Source organism: Tardiphaga robiniae (assembly GCF_001618955.1).
In the GTDB taxonomy this organism is placed as follows: domain Bacteria; phylum Pseudomonadota; class Alphaproteobacteria; order Rhizobiales; family Xanthobacteraceae; genus Tardiphaga; species Tardiphaga robiniae_A.
Genome location: NZ_LVYV01000010.1, coordinates 50,752 through 75,240, shown reverse-complemented (window position 1 = coordinate 75,240; position 24,489 = coordinate 50,752). Strand labels below are relative to the sequence as shown.

At 61.2% G+C, this 24,489-nt stretch carries 25 protein-coding genes and 1 tRNA gene; 7 read left to right on the top strand and 19 right to left on the bottom strand.

Annotated features, from left to right (window positions below):
* Window positions 1-12: 12 nt before the first annotated feature.
* The 11 genes from parC to A4A58_RS31260 all read right to left on the bottom strand — a co-directional run bounded on the left by parC (window position 13) and on the right by A4A58_RS31260 (window position 10,801).
* The gene (gene parC / locus A4A58_RS12655) at window positions 13-2,271 is read right to left on the bottom strand and encodes a DNA topoisomerase IV subunit A (protein ID WP_068732490.1); all 2,259 of its coding nucleotides are present in this window, start codon (window positions 2,269-2,271) and stop codon (window positions 13-15) included.
* 68 nt (window positions 2,272-2,339) lie between these two features.
* Window positions 2,340-3,089, bottom strand: coding sequence for a DNA repair protein RecO (gene recO / locus A4A58_RS12650; RefSeq protein ID WP_068732488.1), 750 nt, complete (start codon window positions 3,087-3,089; stop codon window positions 2,340-2,342).
* A 44-nt stretch (window positions 3,090-3,133) separates the two neighbouring features.
* The gene (locus A4A58_RS12645) at window positions 3,134-3,526 is read right to left on the bottom strand and encodes a hypothetical protein (RefSeq protein ID WP_068732486.1); all 393 of its coding nucleotides are present in this window, start codon (window positions 3,524-3,526) and stop codon (window positions 3,134-3,136) included.
* Window positions 3,527-3,559: 33 nt separating this feature from the next.
* Window positions 3,560-4,513 carry a GTPase Era gene (era, locus tag A4A58_RS12640; RefSeq protein ID WP_068732484.1) on the bottom strand — a complete coding sequence of 318 codons (954 nt, stop codon included), beginning with the start codon at window positions 4,511-4,513 and terminating at the stop codon, window positions 3,560-3,562.
* Window positions 4,503-5,324: a ribonuclease III gene (gene rnc / locus A4A58_RS12635; RefSeq protein ID WP_081421851.1), complete on the bottom strand. Its 822-nt coding sequence runs from the start codon at window positions 5,322-5,324 to the stop codon at window positions 4,503-4,505. Before rnc ends, era begins: the two co-directional genes overlap by 11 nt.
* Complete coding sequence (gene lepB, locus A4A58_RS12630) at window positions 5,321-6,079, bottom strand: signal peptidase I (RefSeq protein ID WP_068732562.1); 759 nt, start codon at window positions 6,077-6,079, stop codon at window positions 5,321-5,323. The genes rnc and lepB overlap by 4 nt, the downstream gene beginning before the upstream one ends.
* Window positions 6,080-6,375: 296 nt before the next feature.
* Window positions 6,376-6,795, bottom strand: coding sequence for a holo-ACP synthase (gene acpS / locus A4A58_RS12625; protein ID WP_068732482.1), 420 nt, complete (start codon window positions 6,793-6,795; stop codon window positions 6,376-6,378).
* On the bottom strand, window positions 6,792-7,556 hold the full coding sequence (locus A4A58_RS12620; RefSeq protein WP_068732480.1) for a pyridoxine 5'-phosphate synthase: 765 nt from the start codon (window positions 7,554-7,556) through the stop codon (window positions 6,792-6,794). The genes acpS and A4A58_RS12620 overlap by 4 nt, the downstream gene beginning before the upstream one ends.
* Before the next feature lie 32 nt (window positions 7,557-7,588).
* Window positions 7,589-9,910, bottom strand: a complete 2,322-nt coding sequence (locus A4A58_RS12615; protein WP_068732478.1) for a RelA/SpoT family protein — start codon at window positions 9,908-9,910, stop codon at window positions 7,589-7,591.
* A 153-nt stretch (window positions 9,911-10,063) separates the two neighbouring features.
* Window positions 10,064-10,456 carry a DNA-directed RNA polymerase subunit omega gene (gene rpoZ, locus A4A58_RS12610; protein ID WP_068732476.1) on the bottom strand — a complete coding sequence of 131 codons (393 nt, stop codon included), beginning with the start codon at window positions 10,454-10,456 and terminating at the stop codon, window positions 10,064-10,066.
* A gap of 135 nt (window positions 10,457-10,591) precedes the next feature.
* Window positions 10,592-10,801 carry a hypothetical protein gene (locus A4A58_RS31260; RefSeq protein WP_204378178.1) on the bottom strand — a complete coding sequence of 70 codons (210 nt, stop codon included), beginning with the start codon at window positions 10,799-10,801 and terminating at the stop codon, window positions 10,592-10,594.
* Between the two features lie 24 nt (window positions 10,802-10,825).
* Between A4A58_RS31260 and A4A58_RS12605 the strand changes: the two genes are divergently transcribed.
* Complete coding sequence (locus A4A58_RS12605; protein WP_068732474.1) at window positions 10,826-11,452, top strand: NYN domain-containing protein; 627 nt, start codon at window positions 10,826-10,828, stop codon at window positions 11,450-11,452.
* Entirely contained in the window at window positions 11,433-12,140 is a 708-nt protein-coding gene (locus A4A58_RS12600; protein WP_068732472.1) for a uracil-DNA glycosylase, read from the top strand. Before A4A58_RS12605 ends, A4A58_RS12600 begins: the two co-directional genes overlap by 20 nt.
* Window position 12,141: 1 nt before the next feature.
* Here A4A58_RS12600 and A4A58_RS12595 read toward each other — a convergent pair whose 3' ends face one another.
* Window positions 12,142-13,035: a LysR family transcriptional regulator gene (locus A4A58_RS12595; RefSeq protein ID WP_068732470.1), complete on the bottom strand. Its 894-nt coding sequence runs from the start codon at window positions 13,033-13,035 to the stop codon at window positions 12,142-12,144.
* Between the two features lie 109 nt (window positions 13,036-13,144).
* On the opposite strand from A4A58_RS12595, the gene A4A58_RS12590 reads away from it, so the two are divergent.
* Window positions 13,145-14,029: an NmrA family NAD(P)-binding protein gene (locus A4A58_RS12590; protein ID WP_068732469.1), complete on the top strand. Its 885-nt coding sequence runs from the start codon at window positions 13,145-13,147 to the stop codon at window positions 14,027-14,029.
* Window positions 14,030-14,035: 6 nt separating this feature from the next.
* On the opposite strand, the gene A4A58_RS12585 is transcribed toward A4A58_RS12590, so the two are convergent.
* From A4A58_RS12585 to dapA, 4 genes are all read right to left on the bottom strand, one after another.
* Window positions 14,036-14,611, bottom strand: coding sequence for a peroxiredoxin (locus A4A58_RS12585; RefSeq protein ID WP_068732467.1), 576 nt, complete (start codon window positions 14,609-14,611; stop codon window positions 14,036-14,038).
* Between the two features lie 38 nt (window positions 14,612-14,649).
* Entirely contained in the window at window positions 14,650-15,123 is a 474-nt protein-coding gene (gene smpB, locus A4A58_RS12580) for an SsrA-binding protein SmpB (RefSeq protein WP_068732465.1), read from the bottom strand.
* Window positions 15,124-15,188: 65 nt separating this feature from the next.
* Complete coding sequence (gene mscL, locus A4A58_RS12575; protein WP_068732463.1) at window positions 15,189-15,605, bottom strand: large conductance mechanosensitive channel protein MscL; 417 nt, start codon at window positions 15,603-15,605, stop codon at window positions 15,189-15,191.
* Window positions 15,606-15,704: 99 nt separating this feature from the next.
* Window positions 15,705-16,598 (bottom strand): 4-hydroxy-tetrahydrodipicolinate synthase, encoded by an 894-nt coding sequence (gene dapA, locus A4A58_RS12570; protein ID WP_068732461.1) that lies wholly within the window; start codon window positions 16,596-16,598, stop codon window positions 15,705-15,707.
* A 283-nt stretch (window positions 16,599-16,881) separates the two neighbouring features.
* On the opposite strand from dapA, the gene A4A58_RS12565 reads away from it, so the two are divergent.
* Complete coding sequence (locus A4A58_RS12565) at window positions 16,882-19,101, top strand: lytic transglycosylase domain-containing protein (protein ID WP_068732458.1); 2,220 nt, start codon at window positions 16,882-16,884, stop codon at window positions 19,099-19,101.
* Window positions 19,102-19,274: 173 nt separating this feature from the next.
* Here the strand turns inward: A4A58_RS12565 and A4A58_RS12560 are convergent, their stop codons facing one another.
* Window positions 19,275-20,801 carry a porin gene (locus tag A4A58_RS12560; RefSeq protein WP_068732456.1) on the bottom strand — a complete coding sequence of 509 codons (1,527 nt, stop codon included), beginning with the start codon at window positions 20,799-20,801 and terminating at the stop codon, window positions 19,275-19,277.
* A 672-nt stretch (window positions 20,802-21,473) separates the two neighbouring features.
* On the opposite strand from A4A58_RS12560, the gene A4A58_RS12555 reads away from it, so the two are divergent.
* Window positions 21,474-21,564 (top strand) — tRNA-Ser (locus A4A58_RS12555).
* A 418-nt stretch (window positions 21,565-21,982) separates the two neighbouring features.
* On the top strand, window positions 21,983-22,495 hold the full coding sequence (locus tag A4A58_RS12550) for a hypothetical protein (RefSeq protein ID WP_068732454.1): 513 nt from the start codon (window positions 21,983-21,985) through the stop codon (window positions 22,493-22,495).
* Window positions 22,496-22,748: 253 nt separating this feature from the next.
* Here A4A58_RS12550 and A4A58_RS12545 read toward each other — a convergent pair whose 3' ends face one another.
* The gene (locus A4A58_RS12545; RefSeq protein ID WP_068732452.1) at window positions 22,749-23,075 is read right to left on the bottom strand and encodes a hypothetical protein; all 327 of its coding nucleotides are present in this window, start codon (window positions 23,073-23,075) and stop codon (window positions 22,749-22,751) included.
* A gap of 153 nt (window positions 23,076-23,228) precedes the next feature.
* Here A4A58_RS12545 and A4A58_RS12540 point away from each other — a divergent pair, with 153 nt between their 5' ends.
* Entirely contained in the window at window positions 23,229-23,615 is a 387-nt protein-coding gene (locus tag A4A58_RS12540) for an AprI/Inh family metalloprotease inhibitor (RefSeq protein ID WP_068732450.1), read from the top strand.
* A 65-nt stretch (window positions 23,616-23,680) separates the two neighbouring features.
* Here the strand turns inward: A4A58_RS12540 and A4A58_RS12535 are convergent, their stop codons facing one another.
* On the bottom strand, window positions 23,681-23,950 hold the full coding sequence (locus A4A58_RS12535) for a hypothetical protein (RefSeq protein ID WP_068732448.1): 270 nt from the start codon (window positions 23,948-23,950) through the stop codon (window positions 23,681-23,683).
* Between the last annotated feature and the right edge of the window lie 539 nt (window positions 23,951-24,489).

Here is a 24,489-nt window from a genome sequence, read left to right as displayed (position 1 = left end):
ACGCGGGTGATGTTACTCGATCACCCGGCCGAACTTGTTCGACTTCGGCAAGCCGGTCGCGAGGCGGCCGGCATCCGCACGGTTGCCGCGCCAGTCCGCCAGTTCCTTCCAGGTCAGACGATGCTCGCGGTCGGACGAATCCTTCCAGGTCAGGCCTTCCTTGGCCACGAAAGTGGCGACGTCTGACAGACCTGCGCTGGTGTACTTCTGCAAACGTACGCCGCGGCCACGCGCCATTTCCGGCACCTGATCGAGCGGGAAGATCACCATCTTGTGGTTGGTGCCGATGACAGCGACCTGATCGCTGCCCTCGCCGACCACCGTGAGCACGCGCGCCTCGTTCGGCATCTCGACATTCAGCACCTGCTTGCCCTTGCGGGTGGTGCCGACGCAGTCGTCCTCGTTGACGAGGAAGCCCTGCCCGTCATGGCTGGCAATCAGGAACTTGCGGCCGCCCTTGTGCACGAACATCGAAACGATGGCAGCATCGCCTTCCATATCGATGAACAGGCGGATCGGCTCGCCATGACCGCGACCGCCCGGCAGCTTCGACACGTCGAGCGAATAGAACCGGCCATTGGTGGCCAGCAGCATCAGCTTCGAGGTTGTTTCGGCGAAGAACGCCTTGTCGAGCTTGTCGTCGGTCTTGAAGGTCAGATTGGAGAGATCTGCGACCTGGCCCTTCAGCGTGCGGACCCAGCCCTTCTCAGAAATCACGACGGTGACGGGCTCGCGCTCGACCAGCGACTCTTCGAGTGCTGCGAGATCGTGCTCCGGCGCATCGGCGAACACCGTGCGGCGCTTGCCGAGCGGCGTCTTCGGGCCGAACATGTCGCGCACTTTGCGGACCTGCTCGCCGACCTTGGCCCACTGCTCGCTCTCGGACTTCAGGATCGCGTTGATGCCCTTCAGCTCCGCGCGCAGCTCCTTGTCTTCTTTCCTGATCTCAAACTCTTCGAGCTTGCGCAGACTGCGCAGCCGCATGTTCAGGATCGACTCGGCCTGCAATTCGGTGAGGCTGAACGCCTTCATCAAAGCCGGCTTCGGCTCATCCTCGGTGCGGATGATCCGGATAACTTCATCGATATTGAGATAGGCGATCAGGTAACCGCCGAGCACTTCCAGCCGATGTTCGATCTGGTTCTTGCGGAAGTTGGAGCGGCGCAGCAGCACGTCGCGCAGATGGTCGAGCCATTCGCGCAGACATTCGGCAAGGCCAAGCACCTTGGGGATGCGGCCCTTGACCAGCACGTTGAGGTTCAGCGGAATCTTGCTTTCGAGCTCGGTGAGCTTGAACAGCGACTCCATCACCAGGCCGGCATCGACATTGCGCGTCTTCGGCTCGATGACGACGCGGATGTCTTCGGCCGACTCGTCGCGGATATCGCCGATCAGCGGCAGCTTCTTGTCGTTGAGCAGCTCGGCGATCTTCTCGATCAGCCGCGACTTCTGCACCAGCCACGGAATCTCGGTGACGACGACATTCCAGGCGCCGCGGACGCCCTCCTCTACATGCCACTTGGCGCGGGTGCGGAACGAACCGCGCCCGGTCATATAGGCTTCGGCGATGCTTTCCTTGGAATCGACGATGATGCCGCCGGTCGGGAAGTCCGGCCCCTTCACCCAGCGCATCAGCGATTTCGACTTGGTGTCGGGCTTGTCGATCAGATGCAGCGCGGCGTCGCAAAGCTCTGCGACGTTGTGCGGCGGGATCGAGGTGGCCATGCCGACCGCGATGCCCTGCGCACCATTGGCCAGCAGGTTCGGGAAACCGCCCGGCAGCACCGCCGGTTCCTTGGTCTGGCCGTCGTAGTTCGGGCGCAGCTCGACCGCGTCTTCGTCGATGCCTTCGAGCAGCAGCCGCGCGACATCGGTCATGCGCGCTTCGGTGTAACGATAGGCCGCAGCACTATCGCCGTCGATATTGCCGAAATTGCCCTGGCCGTCGACCAGCGGGTAGCGCGACGAGAAGTCCTGCGCGAGACGCACCAGCGCGTCATAGATCGACTGGTCGCCATGCGGATGGAACGAGCCCATCACGTCGCCGACGATCTTGGCGGATTTCTTGAACGGCGTGCCCGGATCGAGCCGCAGCAGGCGCATGCCATAGAGGATGCGGCGGTGGACCGGCTTCAACCCGTCCCGCGCATCTGGCAGCGCCCGGTGCATGATCGTGGAGAGCGCGTAAGCGAGATAGCGCTCCTCGAGCGCGTCCCGCAGCTGCACTTCGTGAATTTCAGCCGGCTCCGGCGGAATCAGTCTTTTTCCCATGGCGAGGGGTTAGCGCCTCCCGGCGAATCGGGCAAGAAATGAATCAAAAGCCAGTGGGCTTGATTGGACTATGGCGCCGCGATCCGTGCCAGATGCCGCGTCACCGCATTGATGAACCCTTCGCGGGCGTCGGAATGGCCCTGCCCGCGCGGTTCCAGCACGTTGCGGAGCAGAAAGCGGCCGGTCAGGTCGAAGCCGTCCTGCAGGTCGCGGTCGGAGATGCTGTTTTGGCCGTCTTCACTCTCGCGCAGGAATGACGGCAGCCGCATCAGCCGGTCGCGATACGGTTCACCCGCGGTCCGGGACACTGCGTTGCCAGATTTGGGTGACACGTAAATCAGGTCAGAGATCACGCCGGTGGCGGCGCAATTCTCCAGATCGAGGCCGAAGCCGAGTTCGGTCAGCATCGCCAGCTCAAACCGGATCACATGGAGCGCGGCTTCGCCGACATCATCGAAGTCATCCAGGATGCGCTCCAGCGTCTCGTAGATGTCTTCATGCGGATCGCGCTCCGGCAGCAACCGCGCCAGCGACGCGAGATGGGTAATGCCGTAGACTGCATGAGACGAGCCCAGCAGCGTCGCGGCGCGCATCAGCGTGCCTTCCATCAGGTAATAGCCGAGTTGCTCGTCCAGCCGCGCCCGCCATATCGCCTGCACGCTATTACCGGGCTGCAGCAGCGGTCGCATCTTTGACCCCGCACCACCGCGTACCAGGCCGAGATGACGACCATGGCTACGCGTCAGCAATTCGACGATGGCGCTGGATTCGCCATGTCGCCGCACGCCCAGGATGATGCCTTCATCGGTCCATTCCATGGGGGCAGTTTACAGGAATTCGGCAGCCGCCGCAGTAAATGGGATCAGGCCTTGAACCAGTCCTTCGCGTCGCCGCTGAACGCGCAATATAGTCCGAGCCCAGTCAGGATGCAGGAGACGATCTCGATCCCGCTGTCGAATTGCAGCCCGTAGACGCCGAGCACCTGGAACAGCGACAATACCGAGAAGGCCAGCGACACCACCAGTACCCAGCGCGGCCAGCCTTTGCGACGATAGGCGGCGAGCCACACAAGCCAGACGAAGAACAACAGCATACAGGCGGCGACGAGATTCGCCGCCATGATGGTGCTCTCGGACATCGTGAGGTCCGGTGTGCGGTCCTGGAACGCGATCGACAGCGCGTCGAGGATCAGCGACATGTAGAGCAGCGCTTCAAAATAGAAGACGTTCTTCGGAAGGTCGGCGGGAGCGGTCATCGTGTCGGCTGCACTTCCATCATCGCTCCTCGATTAATCGTGAGGAAATTCGAGACCCATTTCACGATAACGATTGGGATCGTCGCCCCAGTTCTCGCGCACCTTCACGAACAAAAACAGATGCACGGGATGCCCGACGATCTCGGTGATTTCCCTGCGCGCGTCCGCGCCGATCGACTTGATCGTGGCACCGCCCTTGCCGAGCACGATCTTGCGCTGGCTGTCGCGCTCGACGAAAATCGTCTGCTCGATCCGCACCGACTTGTCCTTGCGCTCGGTCCAGCTATCGGTCTCTACCGTCGACTGATATGGCAGTTCCTGATGCAATTGGCGGAAGATCTTCTCGCGCGTGATTTCCGCTGCGAGGTGCCGCATCGGCGCATCCGACATCTGGTCTTCGGGATAATGATACGGGCCGGCGGGAACGTCGGCTGCGAGCCGGCGGCGCAGGTCATCCACGCCGTCGCCAGTCATCGCCGAGATCATGAAGGTCTCTTCGAACTTCAGCCGCTCATTGGCCATTTGCGCCAGCTTCAGCAGTTTTTCCTTGGAGACGATATCGACCTTGTTGATCACGAGGATCTTCGGGTGATTGACGCTGGCAAGCTGCGCGAAGATCGCCTCGGCCTCTTCGTTGATGCCCGCCTTGGCATCGAGCAGCACGCAGACGACGTCGGCATCATGCGCACCGCTCCACGCCGTCTTGACCATCGCGCGGTCGAGTCTTCGTTTGGGCAGGAAGATGCCGGGCGTATCGACCAGAATGATCTGGGCGTGGTTCTCGATCACGATGCCGCGGATCAGCGCGCGCGTGGTCTGCACCTTGCGCGAGACGATAGTGACCTTGGAGCCGACCAGCGCATTGACGAGCGTCGACTTGCCGACATTGGGCGCGCCAATCAGTGCGACAAAGCCACAGCGGGTCTCGGCTGGTGTCCCTTCGGACTCATGACCTGGTTCAGCATCGTTCACGACATCATCCTTCATTGCCGCCACTGCTGACGCCTTCACGCGCAATCATCGCCTGCGCCGCGGCTTTTTCGGCAGCACGCTTGCTGCCACCCTCGCCTTCGGCCGGCGCAAAACCCTTCACATCCACCTCGATCTTGAAATGCGGATCGTGGTGCGGACCGGAACGCTCCACCTCCCGATAGGCCGGCGTCGGCAGACCACGGCCCTGGGCCCATTCCTGCAGCACCGTCTTCGGATCGCGCAGCGGGCGCACCGGCTTGCGCATGCGCTCGGTCCAATTGCGCTGCACGAAACTTTCCGCAGCCGGATAGCCACCATCGAGAAAGATCGCGCCGATCACAGCTTCGCAGATATCCCCGAGCACAGACTTGCGCAACCGCTGACCGGCACCCGCACCGACGGTACCAAGCTTGATCCCCTCGAGAAGGCCGAGCAACCGCGCTACGTCGGCGCAGGCTTCCTTGCGAACGAGGTCGGCGAGCCGCTTCGACAGCTCTCCTTCATCCGCGTTCGGGAAAGCGCGAAACAGCATGTCGGAGACCACGAGGCCGAGCACGTGGTCGCCGAGAAATTCGAGACGCTGGTAGCTCTCGGTCCGGCTGCGCTGCGACTTCAGGGCTGAGACGTGAGTAAAGGCCGTCGCCAGCAACAACGGATCCTTGAAGCTGTGGCCGATGCGCGTTTCGATCTCGGCAGCAGCAGCCTTCGCCGCGGCGCGCGCCTTTTTCTTGCGGGCAGCAGCCGTCTCCGGCGTAGCCTCGGTCGTCGAGCTCAATTCGTCGGTTTTCGGCACGCTCTCGATGGGGTTGTTGGAGTCGTCGGTCATCGCACGATGGAGAAAATTCGATTCCAGCGCACGGCGGTCGGCCAGCGCCAGATCTGCCAGGCATGTTCGCCTTCGGCGATCGAGAAGAAAATCATCTGCGCGCGACCGACGAGATTCTCGAACGGCACATAGCCGACGGCCGACAGCACGCGGCTGTCCGTCGAATTGTCGCGGTTGTCGCCCATCATGAAGAAGTTGCCGGGCGGCACGGTGTAGACATTGGTGTTGTCGTAGAAGCCGTTATCGACGCAATCGAGCGTCTCATAGGTGATGTTATTGGGCAGCGTTTCCTTCCAGCGCTTGACGCGCGCCGTGGCGTCGGAACCGCAGGGATCTTCGCCGACGAAGTCGCTCATGCGCTCGCGCTGCACCGGCTTCTCGTTGATGTAGAGCAGCCCCTCTTTCATCTGGACGCGGTCACCGGGCAAGCCGATCACGCGCTTGATGTAGTCGGTGGAGTCGTCCTTCGGCAGACGGAACACCACGACGTCGCCGCGCGATGGCTCGGAGCCGAAGACGCGGCCGGAGAAGATATTCGGCGACAGCGGGATCGAATAGTGGCTGTAACCGTAGGAATATTTCGAGACGAACAGGTAATCGCCGACCAGAAGCGTGGCCTTCATCGAGCCCGACGGGATGTTGAAGGGCTGGAACAGGAAGGTTCGGATCACCAGCGCGATCAGCAATGCGTTGATGACAACACGGATGGTCTCGCCGACGCCGCTTTCAGTCTTGGTCCCGGATGTCACGCTCATCGCTTTCCCGATTCCCGCAGCGTTGCCGCGCGGCTGGTAGCGCATTTTGGGACAAGGCGGCTCCGCGCCCCGCACATAAAATGCACTAAATTCATATAGTTACGGCAAAGTCCTGCAAATGCCATGAGCGGCGTCAGCGAGAATTGGCGTCGGTTCGGTGTCGTCGCAGGTTTAAACGGTTGTTGGTAACGGTGCAATGAACCGCCCCGAAAAGCCGCTATTTCCTGCCAGTTTGGCGTGCGGGCCGCCGTCGCACCGATTCCGGCGCGGCGCTCAGCCTGCCCTCAGGGCTTGGCTCAGGATTTGGGCGAAGGGACGGCCGAAATTATGACGAAAGCTTGCGCCAGGGGCCAATCGTCCGTGATCGACAGATCGATCTGCGCGTCGTGGCCGGGCGGTATCAGGGCCTGCAGACGGGTCAGCGCACCGCCGGTGAGCTTCATGGAGGGCTTGCCCCCGGGCAAGTTCACAACCCCCATATCCCGCCACCAGACCCCCTGCCGGATGCCGGTGCCCAGCGCCTTGGAGCACGCCTCCTTGGCGGCAAAACGCTTGGCATAGGTCGCGACCACCATTCTCTCGCTCTTGGCGCGGCGCTGTGCCCTCGCCCGCTCGGCCTCGGTGAAGACGCGATCGAGGAAGCGATCGCCATGGCGTTCGATCACCTTGGCAACGCGCGTAATGTCGATCAGATCGGAACCGATGCCAATGATCATGGCGCGCTCTTAGACTGCATCCGCCCGCGATCCATCGCCGCGCGCATCAGACGCACCGTATCGGACAGACCGATGAACAGTGCCTCGCCAATCATATAGTAGCCGATGTTCAGCTCCATGATTTCGGGCAGCGCCGAGATCGTCTCGGCGGTCGCATAGTCGAGGCCATGGCCGGCATGCACTTCCAGGCCTGCGGATTTCGCCAGCCTGGCGCCGGCGGCAATGCGCTGCCACTCGTTGGCGGCCTTGGCCGTATCGCCATCGGTGATGGCATCGCACCAGGCACCCGTGTGGAGTTCGATGACGGGCGCCTTCAGTTTCGCTGCCATTTCGATCTGCTTGGGGTCCGCGGCAATGAAGAGCGACACCCGCACGCCGGCCTCGGAGAAGCGCGCAATCGACGGCTCCAGCGATTCACGCTGGCCGACCACATCGAGTCCGCCTTCGGTGGTCAGTTCTTCGCGCCGCTCCGGCACCAGACAGACGGCATGAGGCTTCACCGCCAGCGCGATCCGCACCATGTCCGGCGTCGCTGCCATTTCGAAATTCAGCGGCTTGGAGATCTCCGCTTTCAGTCGCTCCATGTCCGCGTCACGAATATGCCGGCGATCCTCGCGCAAATGCGCCGTGATGCCGTCGGCGCCCGCCGAAATGGCTTCCAGCGCAGCGCGGACCGGATCCGGGTGCTTGCCGCCCCGCGCGTTGCGCAGGGTCGCGACGTGGTCGATGTTGACGCCGAGGCGCAGCGAGGATGAGGACATGACGGAATTCCAGAAAACCTTAAGGGAAGACGCTATCCATTGACCCGTTCGACCTTGGCCACAACGGCCTTGGCGCGCAACTGATTGATGATCGCGCTGAGATGTTTGAGGTCGTAGACACCGAGATCGATGGTCTGTTCGGTGAAATCGGGCGAGCGGCGGTGCATGCTGATATTGTCGATGTTGCCGTCATGGTCGGCGATCACCTGGGCGATCTGCGCCAGACTGCCGGGCTCGTTGACATTCTGCAAAAAGAGTCTGGCCGGGAAACGCTGCGGCGAGGATTCATCGATATCCCAGCGCACGTCGACCCAGCGCTCGGGCTCTTCCTCGAAATCCTTCAGCGCCGGTGACTGGATCGGATAGATCGTGATGCCCTCGCCCGGCGTGACGATGCCGACAATACGGTCGCCCGGCACGGCGCCACCGTTCGGAGCGAATTTCACCGGCAGATCGGAATTGACGCCGCCAATCGAGATGATCGAGGTGAAGCGCGCCGCGCCATCTGGCGTTCTGACCTTGTCCGCCGTGGACTTCTTGTTGTTGGCCGAAAAACGGCCGATGCGTTCTTCCTTGTAGTCGGGATACATCGCGCGCGCGACGTCCGCGGCGCGGAGCTCACCGCGGCCGACCGAGGCCATCACATCGTCGATAGATGTGCGCGCCAGACGCGGCAGCGCGCCCTTCAACTGGTCGTCCGAATATTCCATCTTCGCACGCACGAACAGGCGCTCGACGATGCGGCGGCCAAGGCTGGCATATTGATCACGGACCGCTGTTCGCGTCGCACGGCGAATGGCGGCGCGCGCCTTGCCAGTGACCGCCAGGCCTTCCCATGCGGATGGCGGCGCCTGCTGTGCCGCCGATGTCAGTACTTCGACCTCATCGCCGTTCTGCAGTTCGGACGACAGCGGCGCGAACTTTCCGTTGATCTTGCAACCCACCGCACTGTTGCCGACGTCGGTATGCACGGCATAGGCGAAGTCGACGACATTGGCGTTGCGCGGCAGCGCGATCAGCTTGCCCTTCGGGGTGAAGCAGAACACCTGATCGTGGAACAGTTCGAGCTTGGTATGCTCGAGGAATTCTTCCGGATTGGTGCTCTCGGAAAGAATGCCGATGGTGTGGCGCAGCCATGAAAACGCGTTGGACTCGCGCTTGAGCATTTCGGTCGGCGAGCCGATACCGTCCTTGTAGAACGCATGCGCGGCGATGCCGTATTCGGCGATGCTGTTCATGTCCTCGGTGCGGATCTGCAATTCGACGCGCTGGTTGCCGGGGCCGATCACCGTGGTGTGGATCGAGCGGTAGTCGTTCTGCTTCGGCGTCGAGATGTAATCCTTGAAGCGGCCCGGCACGACGGGCCAGGTCGTGTGCACGACCCCGAGTGCGCGGTAGCACGCCTCCATGTCCTGCAGCACGACGCGGAAACCGTAAATGTCCGACAGCTGTTCGAAGCCGACCGACTTGCGCTTCATCTTGGTCCAGATCGAAAACGGCTTTTTGCGTCGGCCGGTGACCCGCGCCGTGATGCCGTTCTTCTCCAGTTTCGTGGAGAGATGACTCTCGATCATGTCGATGAGGTTGCGATTGCGCTCGGTCAGCGAGTCCAGGCGCTGCATCACCACCAGATAGGCGTCGGGATCGAGCACCTTGAACGACAGTTCCTCGAGCTCCTCGCGCATCGTCTGCATACCCATGCGGCCGGCGAGCGGCGCATAGATGTCGAGGGTCTCCTCGGCGATGCGGCGGCGCGAGGCCGGCGGCATGAACTCCATCGTCCGCATATTGTGCAGACGGTCGGCGAGCTTGATCAGCAGGACCCGGACGTCGTCGGCGATCGCCAGCAGCAGCTTGCGCAGGTTCTCGGCCTGCTTGGCCTCGCGCGACACCAGTTCGAGCCGCTTCAGCTTGGTCAGGCCCTCGACCAGCGCGCCGATTTCGGCGCCGAACAGCTTGTCGATTTCGGTCCGGGTGGCCTCGGTGTCCTCGATGGTGTCGTGCAGCAGCGCCGCCACGATGGTGGCGTCGTCGAGCTTGAGGTCGGTGAGGATCGCCGCCACTTCCAGCGGGTGGGAGAAATACGGATCGCCTGATGCCCGCGTCTGCTCGCCATGAGCGACCATGGCATAGACATAGGCGCGGTTGAGCAGGTCCTCGTCGGTGTTCGGATTATAGGCCCGGACGCGGTCCACCAGATCATATTGCCGCATCATCCGGACACGGGACGTCCGCGGCACCTTGGCCGGAGTTGGCGTCTCTGCAGACAGTGCCTCAGGCGAAACTGGCGAGACCGCGGCGACCGTGTCGTTCGCAGCCTGCATCTGCCGTTTATTACGGCGCGAAGTCGCCATCCTAGCCTCGTTCGATCCGGTCAGCAGCGACCTGGATTCTTCATCTCAAGTTTGCCCCGAAACGGACTGCAAAAGCAAAGGCCCGGACGCATGTCCGGGCCTTTGTGATGACTGATAATCAAAACGGTTAAGCAAAAAACCGTGTGTATCGCTTTACTCGTCTTCTTCGGGCTGCTCTTCCGGCGGAGCGAGGCCTTCGAGACCCTTGAGGAGCTCTTCTTCGGTCATGCGCTCGACGGCCACTTCGGTGTCGTCAGCATCGACGCTGGCGCCGGCGGAGCCGATCAGCGGAATCGTATCCGGCTCGGGCTCGTCGACTTCCACGAACTTCTGCAGCGAATGGACCAGTTCCTCACGGAGATCTTCCGGGGAAATGGTCTGATCAGCGATTTCGCGCAGCGAAACAACGGGATTCTTGTCGTTGTCGCGATCAATCGTAAGTTGTGAACCGGACGAGATCATTCGTGCCCGGTGTGCTGCCAGCAACACCAGGTCGAACCGGTTGTCGACCTTATCGATGCAATCTTCGACGGTTACGCGCGCCATAAAATGTCGCTCCGTTTGTTGTGGGACCGAATATGATGATTAAGTGCCGTAGGTATAGGGGCTTTGCGGCATTCGCAAGGACCAATTTGGAATTGCACCCTTCTTGGCTTGGTTTTCTGCCGCACTATGGTACCCTCAAAAAACCGCAGAAGCGGTGGCATCCATCTGGCCAGAAGCGGATATCTCGACACCAAAAGGCTTCATTGCAAGGGAAGATGGATCGGCATATTCGGACAGTTCCAGACCAGCTGATTGCGTGGCGTCAATAAAGCCGATCCGACGAAGAGCGGACGACAAATGTGATTCAAATGCGCAACGACGAAGTCGCGCCAAAAACGCTAACAACAACAAACCACATGAGAAAACTTGATGTCCCTCACATCTAACAAGATCGCACTCTTCATCGACGGCGCCAACCTGTACGCCACCGCCAAGACCCTCGGCTTCGACATCGACTACAAGCGCCTCCTCAAGGAATTTCAGAGCCGCGGTACCCTCGTCCGGGCCTTCTATTACACCGCCATTATCGAGGATCAGGAATACTCGTCGATTCGGCCGCTGATCGATTGGCTCGATTACAACGGCTATACGGTGGTAACCAAGGCCACCAAGGAATTCATCGATGCGTCCGGCCGACGCAAGGTGAAGGGCAATATGGACATCGAGCTTGCCGTCGATGCCATGGAACTGGCCGAACATGTCGACCAGATCGTGCTATTCTCGGGCGATGGCGACTTCCGCTCGCTGGTCGAAGCCGTGCAGCGCCGCGGCGTCCGCGTCACCGTGGTGTCCACCATCTCGAGCCAGCCACCCATGATCGCCGACGAGTTGCGCCGGCAGGCAGACGTGTTTACCGATCTCATGGAACTGCAGAGCAAGCTTGGCCGCGATCCGGCAGAGCGCCCTGCTCCGCGCGAGCCGCGTCACCAGACGCCGCAATTCCTGCAGCGCGCGACCACCATGGCGCCACGAGGCGATGAAGATTTCGAAGACTAAGACGCAACTCAGCAGACAACAGCCGGCGGTGGTCGCCTCCGCGATTTCCGCCGGTACTCCCACCGACCCCGGGCGTGATTGTCCTCTTTGCCCACGCCTCGTCGACTACCGTATGGCGGTGCGCGAGAAGGATCCAAGCGGCTACAACGGCCCCGTGCCGTCGTTCGGCACCTCGGATGCAGCACTGCTGATCGTGGGCCTCGCTCCCGGCGTGCAGGGCGCCAATCGTACCGGGCGTCCCTTTACCGGCGACTATGCCGGCGACCTACTCTACGAGACCTTACTCGATTTCGGCTTTGCCTCAGGCATCTATGAAGCACGTCCTGATGACGGGCTCATGCTGCAGGATTGCCGGATCACCAACGCCGTGCGCTGTGTGCCCCCACAGAACAAGCCCCTGCCCGTCGAGATTACCACCTGCCGGCCGTTTCTGATTGCCACGATGGACACCATGCCGCGATTGCGCGCCATCGTGCTGCTGGGTCGCGTCGCCCACGACACGATGCTGAGGACGCTCGGCATCCGCGCCGTCACGGCGCCCTTTGGGCATGGCGCCGTCCACGACGTCGGCCGCTTCAAGCTCTACGACAGCTATCACTGCTCGCGTTACAACACGAATACGCGGGTGCTGACGCCCGAGATGTTTCGTGCAGTATTTGCGCGGGTGAAGGCGGATCTGGCGCAGTAAGTCAGTGAACCGTTCGCGACACAAAGTCGATGAAGGCGCGCACCTTCGCCGGCGGATGATGCCGCGAAGGATACAGCGCGTAGAGCGGAAACGTCTCGTCGGCCCAATCCGGAAACAGGTTGACCAGGCTGCCTTTCGCGAGTTGGTCCTTCACGGCAATGGCGAGCACCTGGCAAATCCCGGTCCCCGCCAGGCACTCGGTCAGCATGGTCCCCGCATCGCTCAACACCAGCCGGCTCGAGATCCTGACAGGAAGGACCTTGCCCTTGCGATGAAACTCCCAGTCGTAGGGGCGACCGGTCTGCGGATCGCGAAAATCGATGCATTGGTGCTTCAGCAAATCCAGTGGCGCCTGCGGTCGGCCATGGCGTTTCAGATAGCGCGGTGACGCAACGGTCAGCACCTGAATATCCGCAAGCTTGCGCGAGATAAGAGATGCGCCGAGTGGCTCGCCGAACCGCACGGCCACATCAACACCATCAGCCACCAGATCGCCAACGTGTTCGCGGGTGATCGTCTCCAGTGCCAATTCAGGATAGGTCGCGAGAAACCCGCCGAGATGCCCGGCCAGCACCAGGCGTGAGAAGAACGGATCGATATTGACCCGGAGCCGACCTCGCACCCGAGCCGAAGCGCCGGAGGCATCGACGGCCGCCTCCTCGATCTCCTCCAGCGATGGCCGCACCCGCTCGTAAAACCGCCGCCCCTCATCGGTGAGCGCAATCGAACGCGTCGTGCGGTCTAGCAGCCTTACGCCGAGCCGGGCCTCCAGCCGCGCGATCGCGTGACTGACGCCGGATGCCGACATACCCAGCGCCTCTGCCGCCCGCGAGAAGCCCCCACTTGCGATCACAGCATCCAGCACGGTCACGCCGGTCAAAAGTCGTCCGTCCATCGCAGCATAATTCCTGATATTTTGTCAGCAATGATGTGACGTGTTCTCGTTTCAGTCAAATATCGAAAAATGGGACAAACCGGCATTCCCACCCATTCGGAGAGCCACCATGTTCGCCATCACAGGAGCCACCGGCAAAGTCGGCGGCGCTGTCGCCCGCACGCTGCTTGCCGCCGATCAATCCATCCGCGTCGTCGTTCGAGATCTCAGCAAAAGCAAGACGTGGACAGTACGTGGCGCGGATATCGCCCTCGCCGACACCCGCGACGCCTCGGCGCTGACAAAAGCTTTCTCGGACGTCGACGGCGCGTTCGCGTTGCTGCCGCCGACATTTGACCCGAGCCCCGGTTTTACCGAGGGCCGCGCGATGATCGAAGCGCTGCACAGCGCACTCCGCGTGGCGCAACCACCGAAACTGGTTGTGCTCTCAACTATTGGAGCGGATGCACCGCAGCCGAACCTGCTCAACCAGCTCGGACTGCTGGAACACGCACTCGCCGACCTGCCGATGCCCGTTACCTTCCTCCGCGCGGCATGGTTCATGGAGAACGCGGCGTGGGACGTCACACCTGCACTCACGGATGGCGTCATTTCGAGCTATCTCCAGCCGCTGGATAAAACCTTCCCGATGGTCTCCGCGGAAGACGTCGGCCGCACTGCTGCAGATCTTTTGCTCGAAAGCTGGACGGGTCATCGCGTGATTGAACTCGAAGGTCCACGCCGCGTGTCGCCGAACGATATCGCCAACGCGTTCACGAGGGCGCTCCGCGGGCCTGTCACGGCCCGCGTCGTTTCGCGCGCTGGCTGGGACAGGCTATTTCGCGAACAAGGCATGATGAATCCGGTGCCCCGGATGCAGATGCTCGATGGCTTCAACGAAGGCTGGATCGACTTCCCCAAGCGCGATGCAGAATCGCGCAAGGGCACGATCACGATCGACCAAGCGATCAAAGCGCTCGTTGTCGAGACACCCGTCAAAGCCGGCTCTTCCTAGCCCGGGCTAGACCGGGTTCGCCTTCAGCCATTCCAGCACATCGCCCGCGTTCCGGTCCGGTGGAAACACCGGATAAAACACATGGGAGATCTTGCCGTCGTCGATGATCATGGCCATGCGCTTGATCATCGTGAGATCGGCAACCTCCATGGTCGGCAGGCTGAGTGCGTCACTCAGCTCAAGTTGCTCGTCGGACAACACCGGAAACGGCAGATGCAGCCGCCCGGCCATTTCGGTCTGATATGCGTTGCTCTGCGTCGACAGGCCAAATACATGTTTAGCGCCAGCGGCCTTCAGCTCCGCGAACAGATCACGGAAGGAACAGGTTTGCGGTGTGCAACCACGCGCGCCCGGAATCATGTCCCAGTCATCGACCAGCCCAATCTTGCCGGGCTCGCCGGTGCGCGGATAGCCGAACACCACAGTGCGGCCGGTGAGTTCGGACAGCGTAACCGCGGTATCGTTCGTGGCGCGCAGGCTGACCGGCGAGATCGTCATGCCGGTCAGATGATTGGCGGCGCCGTCGTCTTCCGGCGCCGGGATCTTGCTCCAGTCGACTTCGAGCAGGTTGCCTTGCGTCATCTCATCCTCTTGTTTGCGGGGATGGGCGACGCCCAGCCTCAGCCTCTCGCGCGGAGCAAACGCCCCTTCTCGCGACCCCAATCGCGGTCCTTCTCGCTCGCACGCTTGTCGTGGAGCTGCTTGCCCTTGGCCAGCGCCAGCTGCAGCTTAACCCGGCCGCGTTCGTTGAAGTACATCTTCAACGGCACAAGGGTCATGCCCTGACGTTCTACCGCACCCATCAGCTTGTTGATCTGCTTGCGATGTAGCAGCAGCTTGCGCGGCCGCTTCGGCTCGTGGTTGAAGCGGTTAGCCTGCAGATATTCAGGGATGTTGCAGTTGATCAGCCAGATCTCGCCGTCCTTGGGATCGGCATAGGATTCCGCAATCGTGCTCTTGCCGTTGCGGATCGACTTCACCTCGGTGCCGGTCAAGGCGATACCCGCCTCGACCGTATCCTCGACGGCATAGTTGAACCGCGCCTTGCGGTTCTCGGCGATCACCTTGATCGGGCGTTCGTTCTTTTCGGCCATCGTTCAATACTTTCAGCGTGCTGACCGAATATAGGTGCCGCGAATGCCCGACCCAAGCCTTGGGCTCAGGCCTTCTTGAGCAGGTCGCGGATCTCGGTCAGCAATTCTTCTTCGCGGGTCGGCTTCGGCGGTTCGGCCGGCTTGGCGGCATCGTTGCGCTTCAGCTGGTTCATGGAACGGATGACCAAGAACAGGACAAAGGCGACAATGATGAAGTTCAGCGTCAGGGTCAGGAAGCTGCCCCAGGCCAGCACGGCGCCCTGCTTCTTGGCATCGGCCAGATTGGTTGCCGTAACGGATTTCGAGAGACCCGTGAAGTAATTCGAGAAATCGAGACCGCCGGTGATCGCACCAATGATCGGCATGATGACGTCGGCCACCATCGACGAGACAATCGCACCGAAGGCTGCGCCGATGATCACGCCGACGGCGAGATCGACGACATTGCCCTTCATCGCGAAATCGCGAAACTCCTTCAGCATCTGCAATTCCTTTTGTTTTCAACGAACGACGGGTACGCGCTTACAAATAAGGAGAGATGGCGCAGCCAAAGTCACCCAACATCCGGTTGACGCAGATGCCTAGTTGATGAGGCCGGCAAAAACCATGGCGTCGCGGATCACCTTGCCGGTCGGCGGCGTCACCGTCACCAGCGGCAGACGCACCTCTTCCGTGATGCGGCCCAGCAACCCGAGCCCATGCTTGGCGCCGGCAACGCCAGGCTCCTTGAAGATCGCATCATGCAACGGCGTCAGACGATCCTGAAGCTTCAGCGCACCGGCGTAGTCGCCCTTGAGCACTGCGTTCATCAGATCGGCGCACAGCTTCGGAGCGACGTTCGCAACCACCGAAATGCAGCCATGACCGCCGGCCGCCATATAGGCCAGCGCGGTCATGTCCTCGCCGGACATCTGCAGGAAATCCGGCCCCATGGCATGGCGCTGCTGCGACACGCGCGCGAGATTGGCGGTGGCATCCTTGACCCCGGCGATGTTCTTCAATTCGAACAGCCGGGTCATCGTCTCGACGGACATGTCCACCACCGAACGTGGCGGAATGTTATAGATCAGGATCGGAATGCCGATCGCGTCGTTCACCGCCTTGAAGTGCTGATACATGCCCTCTTGCGTAGGCTTGTTGTAATACGGCGTCACCACCAGCACCGCATCGGCGCCGGCCTTCTCGGCATGCTTTGCCAGTGCCACCGCTTCCTTGGTGGAGTTCGACCCGGCGCCAGCGATCACCGGCACGCGGCCCTTGGCTTCGTCGATGCACCATTCGACGACCTTGTAGTGCTCTTCGTGGCTCAGCGTGGGGCTCTCGCCCGTGGTGCCGACCGGAACGAGGCCGTTGCTACCTTCCGCGATCTGCCAGCTGACGAGTGCGCGAAAGCCTGCCTCGTCCAGCGCGCCATCTTTGAACGGCGTGACCAGAGCTGTGTAAGACCCCCGGAAATTCGTCTTGGTGGCTGCCATGGTCTGCTCCGAACACGATGCGGCTTTAGCCGTCTGCTTGAACCGATTGATTGAACAGCAAGTCTTATCGAGTCTGCGGCTGCTGCGAAAGACCGCCCAAGGCAGTTTCAGGTCGGTTTCCGGCGGGTTTCAGCGCGGTTTGCCGCCTGTTCAGCCGTGATTTCGCCGCCGTGGCCGGGCAGAGAGGAGCAAGCGGTTACAGAAATTGACGATTTGGTCACCGTTTCAATCAAATACATCATGGGAATGCGTGCGATTGTCTGATTCGCCGCGGGGGAATGCCGTGAAGCACCTGCTCCTCACCACAACTGCGCGGCGGACGGCCTTGGGCTCCGGTCTGGCGCTGGCGGTCGGGGTATCGGTGCTGGCCGTCGAGGCCTGGGCGGCCACCAAGGTTCCATTGCCGAAAGCGCGCCCCATTGCGCGCAGTGCCGCACAGGCCCCTACTGCCGTGGCTGCGCCTGCAAAGCCGCTTGCACCGGATGCCGCGAGCCCGGCCCCCGCGATCCAGCCGGCCACCCGCCAGCACGCTGCAATTCCTCCTGCTGCCAAGAAGCCGGTCGCCCGCGCTGCCGTCGCGGCGACGACATCCACTCCACAGGCGGATGCCGAAACGCTCGAAAACGTCATCGAGCTGATCCGCAAGCGCAAGGGTTCGGAAGCCGCGCAGGTCGTGCAAACGATTGGCGATCCGGTCGCGCGCAAGCTTGGCGAATGGATCTATCTGCGCAGCGATGACAATGGCGCCTCTGTCGAGCGCTACCGCGCTTTCGTCGCCGCCAATCCGAGCTGGCCGTCGCAGACCTTCCTGCGCCGCCGCATCGAAGCGGCGCTGTGGGACGACAAGCGCGACGACTCCGCGGTCCAGTCTTATTTCGAGAGCGAGAAGCCGATTTCCGCCAAGGGCAAGTTCGCGCTCGCCAAGTCGCTGCTCGCGCGTGGCGACCGCGCCGGCGCCGAGCGCCTGGTGCGCGACGCATGGCGCAGCGATCCCATCTCGGGCGATACCGAAAACATGGCCATCGACATGTTCGGCCCGCTGATCACGCCCGGCGATCACAAGGCGCGTATGGACATGCTGCTCTATGGCAGCGACTCTGACGCGGCGCTGCGATCCGCAAAGCGTCTCGGCAGCGCCGAGATGGCATTGGCAAAGGCACGCATCGGCGTCACCAAGAAAGCTTCGAACGTCAACGCGCTGTTCGCTGCGGTGCCCTCCGAACTGCACAGCGATCCCGGCTATATGTTCAGCCGTATTCAGCAGCTGCGCCGCGAAGAGAAACTCGGCGAAGCTGCGCGGCTGATGATCGCAGCGCCGCGCGAGCCGCACCGTCTGCATAATCTCGATGAATGGTGGATCGAGCGGCGTCTGCTCGCACGCAAACTCCTCGACGTCGGCGAACACCGCTCGGCCTACCTCGTGGCACGCGATGCTGCGCTGCCCGCCCGCGACATCTACAAGACCGAGCAGGAATTCACTGCCGGCTGGATCGCGCTGCGCTTCCTGAAAGATCCCGCAACTGCCGCACAGCACTTCGCACGTATCGGCGTCGGCAGCGTCAATCCGACAGCTCTCGCCCGCGCCGGTTACTGGCAGGGCCGTGCTGCGGAAGCCGCAGGCCGCAGCCAGGAAGCGCGTGCCGCCTATACGCGCGCAGCAGAGCAATCCACCAGCTATTACGGCCAGCTCGCGCGCGCGAAGCTTGGCCTGCAGCAGCTCGACATCAGCGGTGCATTGACCGCCCGCGCACGTGGGCTCGATCGACTGGAAATCGTCCGCGCGGTGCAACTGCTCTACGCCATCGACGAGCGCGAAGTCGCCATTCCGATCTTCGGCGATGTCGGCGAGAACGGCGATCCGGAAGCTGTGCTCGGCCTTGCCGAGCTCGCGCAACAGAACAAGGATGCCCGCGGTACGTTGCTGGTCGGCAAGGCGGCGCTTAATCGCGGCCTGCCCTTCGATCACTATGCCTATCCGACAACAGGAATTCCGAGCTACCGCCCGATCGGGCCCGAAGTCGAATCTGCCGTGGTCTATGCGATCGCACGGCAGGAAAGCGCCTTCAATCCGGCCGTCGTGTCGCCGGCCCAGGCCTATGGTCTGATGCAGGTGACGCCGAGCGCGGCGCAATACGTCACCAAGCGACACGGCGGCACCTATGACCTCGCGCGCCTCAAGGGCGATTCGGTCTACAATGCTACGCTGGGCGCCGCCGAACTCGGTGGCCTGCTCGAGGACTATCGCGGGTCCTACATCATGACCTTCGCCGGTTACAACGCGGGACGCGGTAGCGTCCGCAAATGGATCGAACGCTACGGCGATCCGCGTGACCCCAAGGTCGATCCAGTCGACTGGGTCGAGTCGATTCCGTTCTCGGAAACGCGCAACTACGTCCAGCGCATCATGGAGAACCTGCAGGTCTATCGCGCCCGCTTCGGCGGCGGCTCGCGGCTGCAGATCGAGGCCGACCTGCATCGCGGTGCCAGCAGCAGCGTCGAATAGCATCAACCAGGACAGTGCGAATACGTCGGATGGGTAGACCGCAGACGCGTAAGCGTCGAAGCGAAACCCATCCTACGCCTCGGCACAGCGATCGATCACGCAAGCAAAAACCCCCGGCAGTTTCCTGCCGGGGGTCTTTGTTTCAGATAGCGATTGCCGTGAGGCAGTCGATATTAGAACGAGCGCAGGATCTGAACCGAACCGTTGTAGAGGTTCTGGTCGCGCGTGTTCAGGACCGTACCAGCCGGCTTGCCGGACATGCTCGTCACGGTGTAGGTGCCGTTGAGGTTCTGCTCGAGGCGGCTGTAAGTGAATTCAGCCGACAGGGTCAGGTTCTTGACGGGGGTCCAGGCAGTACGGGTACCGATCTGGGCCACAGCGAAGTCGAAGTTGCCCGTGCCGGCGAAGGTGCCAGCGCGAGATGCTGCAGCCGACGAGCTGCTCGTGCCCGGGCCACCCGTGGTGAGGCCCTGGAATGCGGCGAGCATCAGAGCATTGCCGTCACCGTACGAGATGCTGCTGTAGCTGCCGAACAGCGACGTGCGCCATGCCGGGTTCCAGTAGTGCTCGTAGAAGCCAGCGACCGACCAGGCCTCGCTCTGGATGATCTGGCCACCGGTGGTGTAGACGCCATCGAGAACGTAACCGAAGCCGATGGTGTTGCCGTCGACCTTCGCGAAACGACCGCCGCCCGAGGTGTCGGTGGTGCCGCCAGCGATCGCGTACTTCGCTGCGCCCTTGGCGTAGGTTGCTTCGAGCTTCAGAGTGTCGCCAGCGCCGGTGGGCAGGTTCTTGAATTCAACCGCACCGTTGACTGCGAAACCGTACTTGTCGTCAGCGTGACCGGTAGCTTCGTTCGCGCCGTAGAAGCCCGGGGTAGCAGTGTGCATCGCAGCGCCGAAGTGCAGCGTGCCCCAAGCCTGGTCGAGGCGGATGTTGCCGACGACGTCAGGAATGTGGTTGCCCCCGTAGGCGTTGCCCAGGAAGGTGTTCGACGACGTGCCGTAGAACGCACCCGTGAACGTGCTCGCGCCCGGTCCGGTGATGAAGCCGTTGGTATTCCAGAGGCCGGCGTTGCGGTAGGCCGAAGCGTTTTCGAGCGAGATCGTCGCCGACACGCCGTTACCGAACGAAGCGGTGTAGGCGATCTGCGGGATACCGGTCGTGTTGTTCGAACCAGCCATGAAGCCCGACGAGATGTAAGGCTTGTTGAGGGCCCACTGCGGATCGAACTGCGAGACAGCCTTACCGAAGGTGAAGCCGGCGAACTGGATGAAGGCGTAGTCGACTTCGGTGAAGCCGCCAGCGATCGATTCACGGTTCTGCGAGAAGTCGAACTGCATGTTCGCGTAGGTACGCAGGACACCGTATTCGGTGGCAGTGCGGGTATCGGTGGTCAGGTTGATACGCTCGCGGGTGATGAAATAATCCTTGGTCCAAAGATTATTGCCACCAGCGCCACCCTGCCAGAACGGGGTGTCGTAAGCTGCGGCGTTGAACGAGGTGTCCAAACGGATCGCGCCGCCGATCTTGATGCAGGTGTCGGTGCCCGGGATGTAGTAGAAACCCGCGCCATAGAGGGAGCAGATCTTCACGTATTCGACCGCTTTGGCCTTGACGGGAAGATCGGCTGCCTGAGCTCCGCCAACGGCGAGCAGAGCTGCCGTCGAGCCGAGAATAAGGCCCTTAATCGTCTTCATGTAAACCTCCAAGTTGCTTTAGGGAAGGTTCTGCAACGGGGTGGAGGCCACCCTGAAGACAAGTCCCCTTAATCCCTGACAACCCGCAAACGCTCCGAATCTCAAAACCCGTCGCACAAAACGTGCCGACGAGGTTCAGGACGAACCACCTTACGGGACGACCTCGGGATGCCCCCCTCCGTCGCACCGAGACCATCTCCTAAGGTTTCTCGCTTCGCAACAATGGAACGCCTCAAAGCGGCCTCCATTCGGCCGTTTCCTAGGCTGTGTTGCCTAAATCACACGGACTCGTGAATGCGCATTCTTGGCAAGCAATTGTTTCAACATAAGAATTTCTAGCGCCGCATTTCAGGGCACCGACCCGTCCCGTAACGAGCAGAAACACATTCACACTCGCATTCGATGTATCTGACCGGCTTTCCTGCTCCATCAGCCGAATCGTCTCGTATCTGCCGGAGCGATAAATTCCGGCAAGTGCGGAACGGCGGATGGCAATCGATAAACGGCCTCGGGGCCCATTTTCTCCGCGGCAGATGCACCACAAGCGGCTCGGCACCTGGAGATTATAAAGTCACATCCACATCGGATGCGTCCGATTTTTGCGAACATACGCTGCAGACTGCGATCTGGCGCTTGCGGCTCGCGACGGTGTCGGGCATATGCAGCAATGATGGAGCTGTGGCCGAGTGGCTGAAGGCACCGCTTTGCTAAAGCGGCATACCTCTCAAGGGTATCGAGGGTTCGAATCCCTCCGGCTCCGCCATCTCCCCTCTAAAGCATTGCTACATCTACATTTTTTCTGACGATTCCTTCCTGCGCCCACTTCAACGCACACCCCGTCGTCATCAGCTACTTTGTGAAGCTCGCGGCGTATCAGCGAAGCTGCGCTCCAAGGTATTGAAGTGAGAATCCAACATGACGGTAAAGAAGCGCTGCTTCGTGGTCTCCCAGATCGGAGACGATGACAGCCAGGAACGAATTCACGCTGATTGGTTTCTTCAAAGGCATCGTGGAGCCCGCCTTTGACGCTCGAAGTGATTTCATCGTTGATCGCGCCGACAAGATTGCACACCCAGGCCTTATCGACGCTCAGGTAATCGAACGACTTCTATCGGCAGAGATCGTTGTCGCCGATCTCACAGGCTCAATCCGAACGTCTTTTATGAAATCGCATCAGACACATGGTGCAGAAGCCAATTATTCACATGCACGAGGTGGGGCAGAGAATTCCATTCGACGTGAGCCTTTATCGCTCGATTGCGTTCTCTAGAACTCACCCGCGTGACTTAGTTGCTGCGCGAGAGAAGCTGCAGCATGCAGTGGACGTCGTTCTGTCCCCAAATTATCAAGTCGAGAATCCGGTGACAAACGCTCGCGGACGGTTGCGATTGGAGCATGCAGCCACGCCCGAACAAAAGGTGGTCATCGATCAACTGCGAGCAATCGAAGATCGGCTAGCGGGGTTGGAGAGTCCATCTCGCCCCCAAGCGCGTGGCCGGTCGCTCCCCAGTTCGAGTCCGTATATCAACGACAACTACATTTCACCGTATATGGTTGGTGAGATCGTCGAGCACGCTAAATTCGGAATAGGCGAGATTGTTGAGATCGAAGGATCAAAACTGACAATTCAGTTTTCGGCTTCCTTTGGACTAAAGCGCGTGGTGGACGCATTCGTGTATTACCCTGCAAAATAACTCACTACCTTGTTACGCGGGTTACGACGCCATAGATCGGCGCAAGTAACAAAGAAAAACCCGCCGGGTCGCTCCGGCGGGTCTCTACCTGCTAGCGGTACTCAAACTCTCCGCTTAAGCGAATGATGCCCGGCAATCCTTAAAGAAGGATTCCCGATGCCCTCTCCGCCATCACCTTCCACGACAGCCATGCACACCCTCCCCGGACGACGCTTATGGTCGCGGCCGAGTCGTCACGTCCTGGATGACGGACCTACCAGGTCTGATTCCGCGAATTGTCTCCGACGCCATAGCCGTAGCCGGGATAGGACTGCGATACCCCGCCGGGCGCCCCAACATAGCTGCCCCCGCCAACATAGCTGCCATAGGCATCACGCGGAGATGTGCGCCTCACCTGCCGGTTCTTGCGTGCCGCACTGATATCGGTGGATGTGACAGCAGCGGACGCGCTGATCCATTGCGGATATGCGGGCGCCGATGCAGCAACTGCAGGCTGGGCCGCGCCGATGGCAATACCCACCAGCGTCGCAAGGCCGCTGGCGCGGATGATGGATGGGAGCGTGAGTTTCTTCGTCGACATGGCATTATCCTTTTTGTTGCGCGGCCTCCCGGCCTCGCTGTGCAAGCGACGAGACAGACATTGGGGCGCACATGCCAGTTACAACCGCGACGCTCGTAACAAGGCCGTGACGTGGCTACGGTACATTTGAACGTATGCGAGGGAGTGCGCGATATGAAATGGGCTGCCGTGATGGCCGTCGCAATGGCGATCTCATCTGCCGCATCTGGGCAAACCCTCAAGCTGATGGATCTTGTCGATCCGGCGATGCTCAAGGATATTTACGGAGCCTGGGAGCTCCAGGACGCCAAGGGCAGGAAACGCTGCCGCGTCGTTTTGAAGAGCGAAAGCACCATCGGCGGTTCACAGATCGACGTGGCCAAGGACTGCGCCAGGACTTTCCCCGTCATGGACGAGATCGCAGCGTGGCGGCTCTATGAGGGGTGGACGATCGGCTTTGCCGACGCGACCCGCAAACTGCGCATCCGGTTCTCGACGCCGGACAACCGCTATGTGGCGGAGCCGGAGACCGACGGCATCTTCACCATCGTCAAGAAGTAGCGGCTCATCACCCTGCCCCGGCGGGCATCGCGCCTGCCGAACCACCGCGAAAACACGCAGTCGGATTAGTGAACCGTCGACAACCAGGCGCGGGCATCGCGCTGCGCGGCGGCGATCTCGACATCCGACATCATCTCGGCGACTTCGCGGCGCATCGGGATGGCATCGACCCGGCCCTTGAGGGCCGCGAGGTTGAACCACTTGTGCGCGGCGACGAGGTCAACGATCCCCGAACGGCCCGACGCCCAATACAGACCGCGCTCGAACAGCACGTCCTGGATGGCGGTCTCTGCGATCGGCATCGCAGCTTCAAAATCGATCTGCCCCTGAAACATCGGTCATTCCTTTTTTTAGTTTTGCCGCCCCCAACCGAGCGCGGCTCCTGTCCGTTATTTGATGCAATCCCAACCGCCGTTTGCCGGCTTGTTGGGATCAATATGACCGATCAAATTTGAAGAGCAGTTTAAGTATCGCGATGAACGAAATCTGAAGAGCCGAAGCCTGAATCGGCCCGTACGCGGCCAAAAAACCAGCATTTATGCGGGTTTTCTGCATTTTCGCGGAATTCGGTTTACCCTGCTGTTTGGGGATGCCGTAACCATCTCGGTAGCGTTGGCGACCAGGGATATTAAAAGAGCCTGCTCCGCGCATGCGACGACGCCAATGCGAGATGCGTCACAGCGAGCAGATCAAAAGCTATTCGGGATCAGGAAATTCAAAGCGCCGGGGATGAACCGCACCGGCAAAAACGAGGGCGTCGGCAACACGTCAGGATCATATCTCATGTGGCCGGAGCCACCGATGAAACTGCGGACCAATGATCCGCACCGAATAAAGAACGCCAATCACGGAATGACCGGCTTCTTTGCCGGAC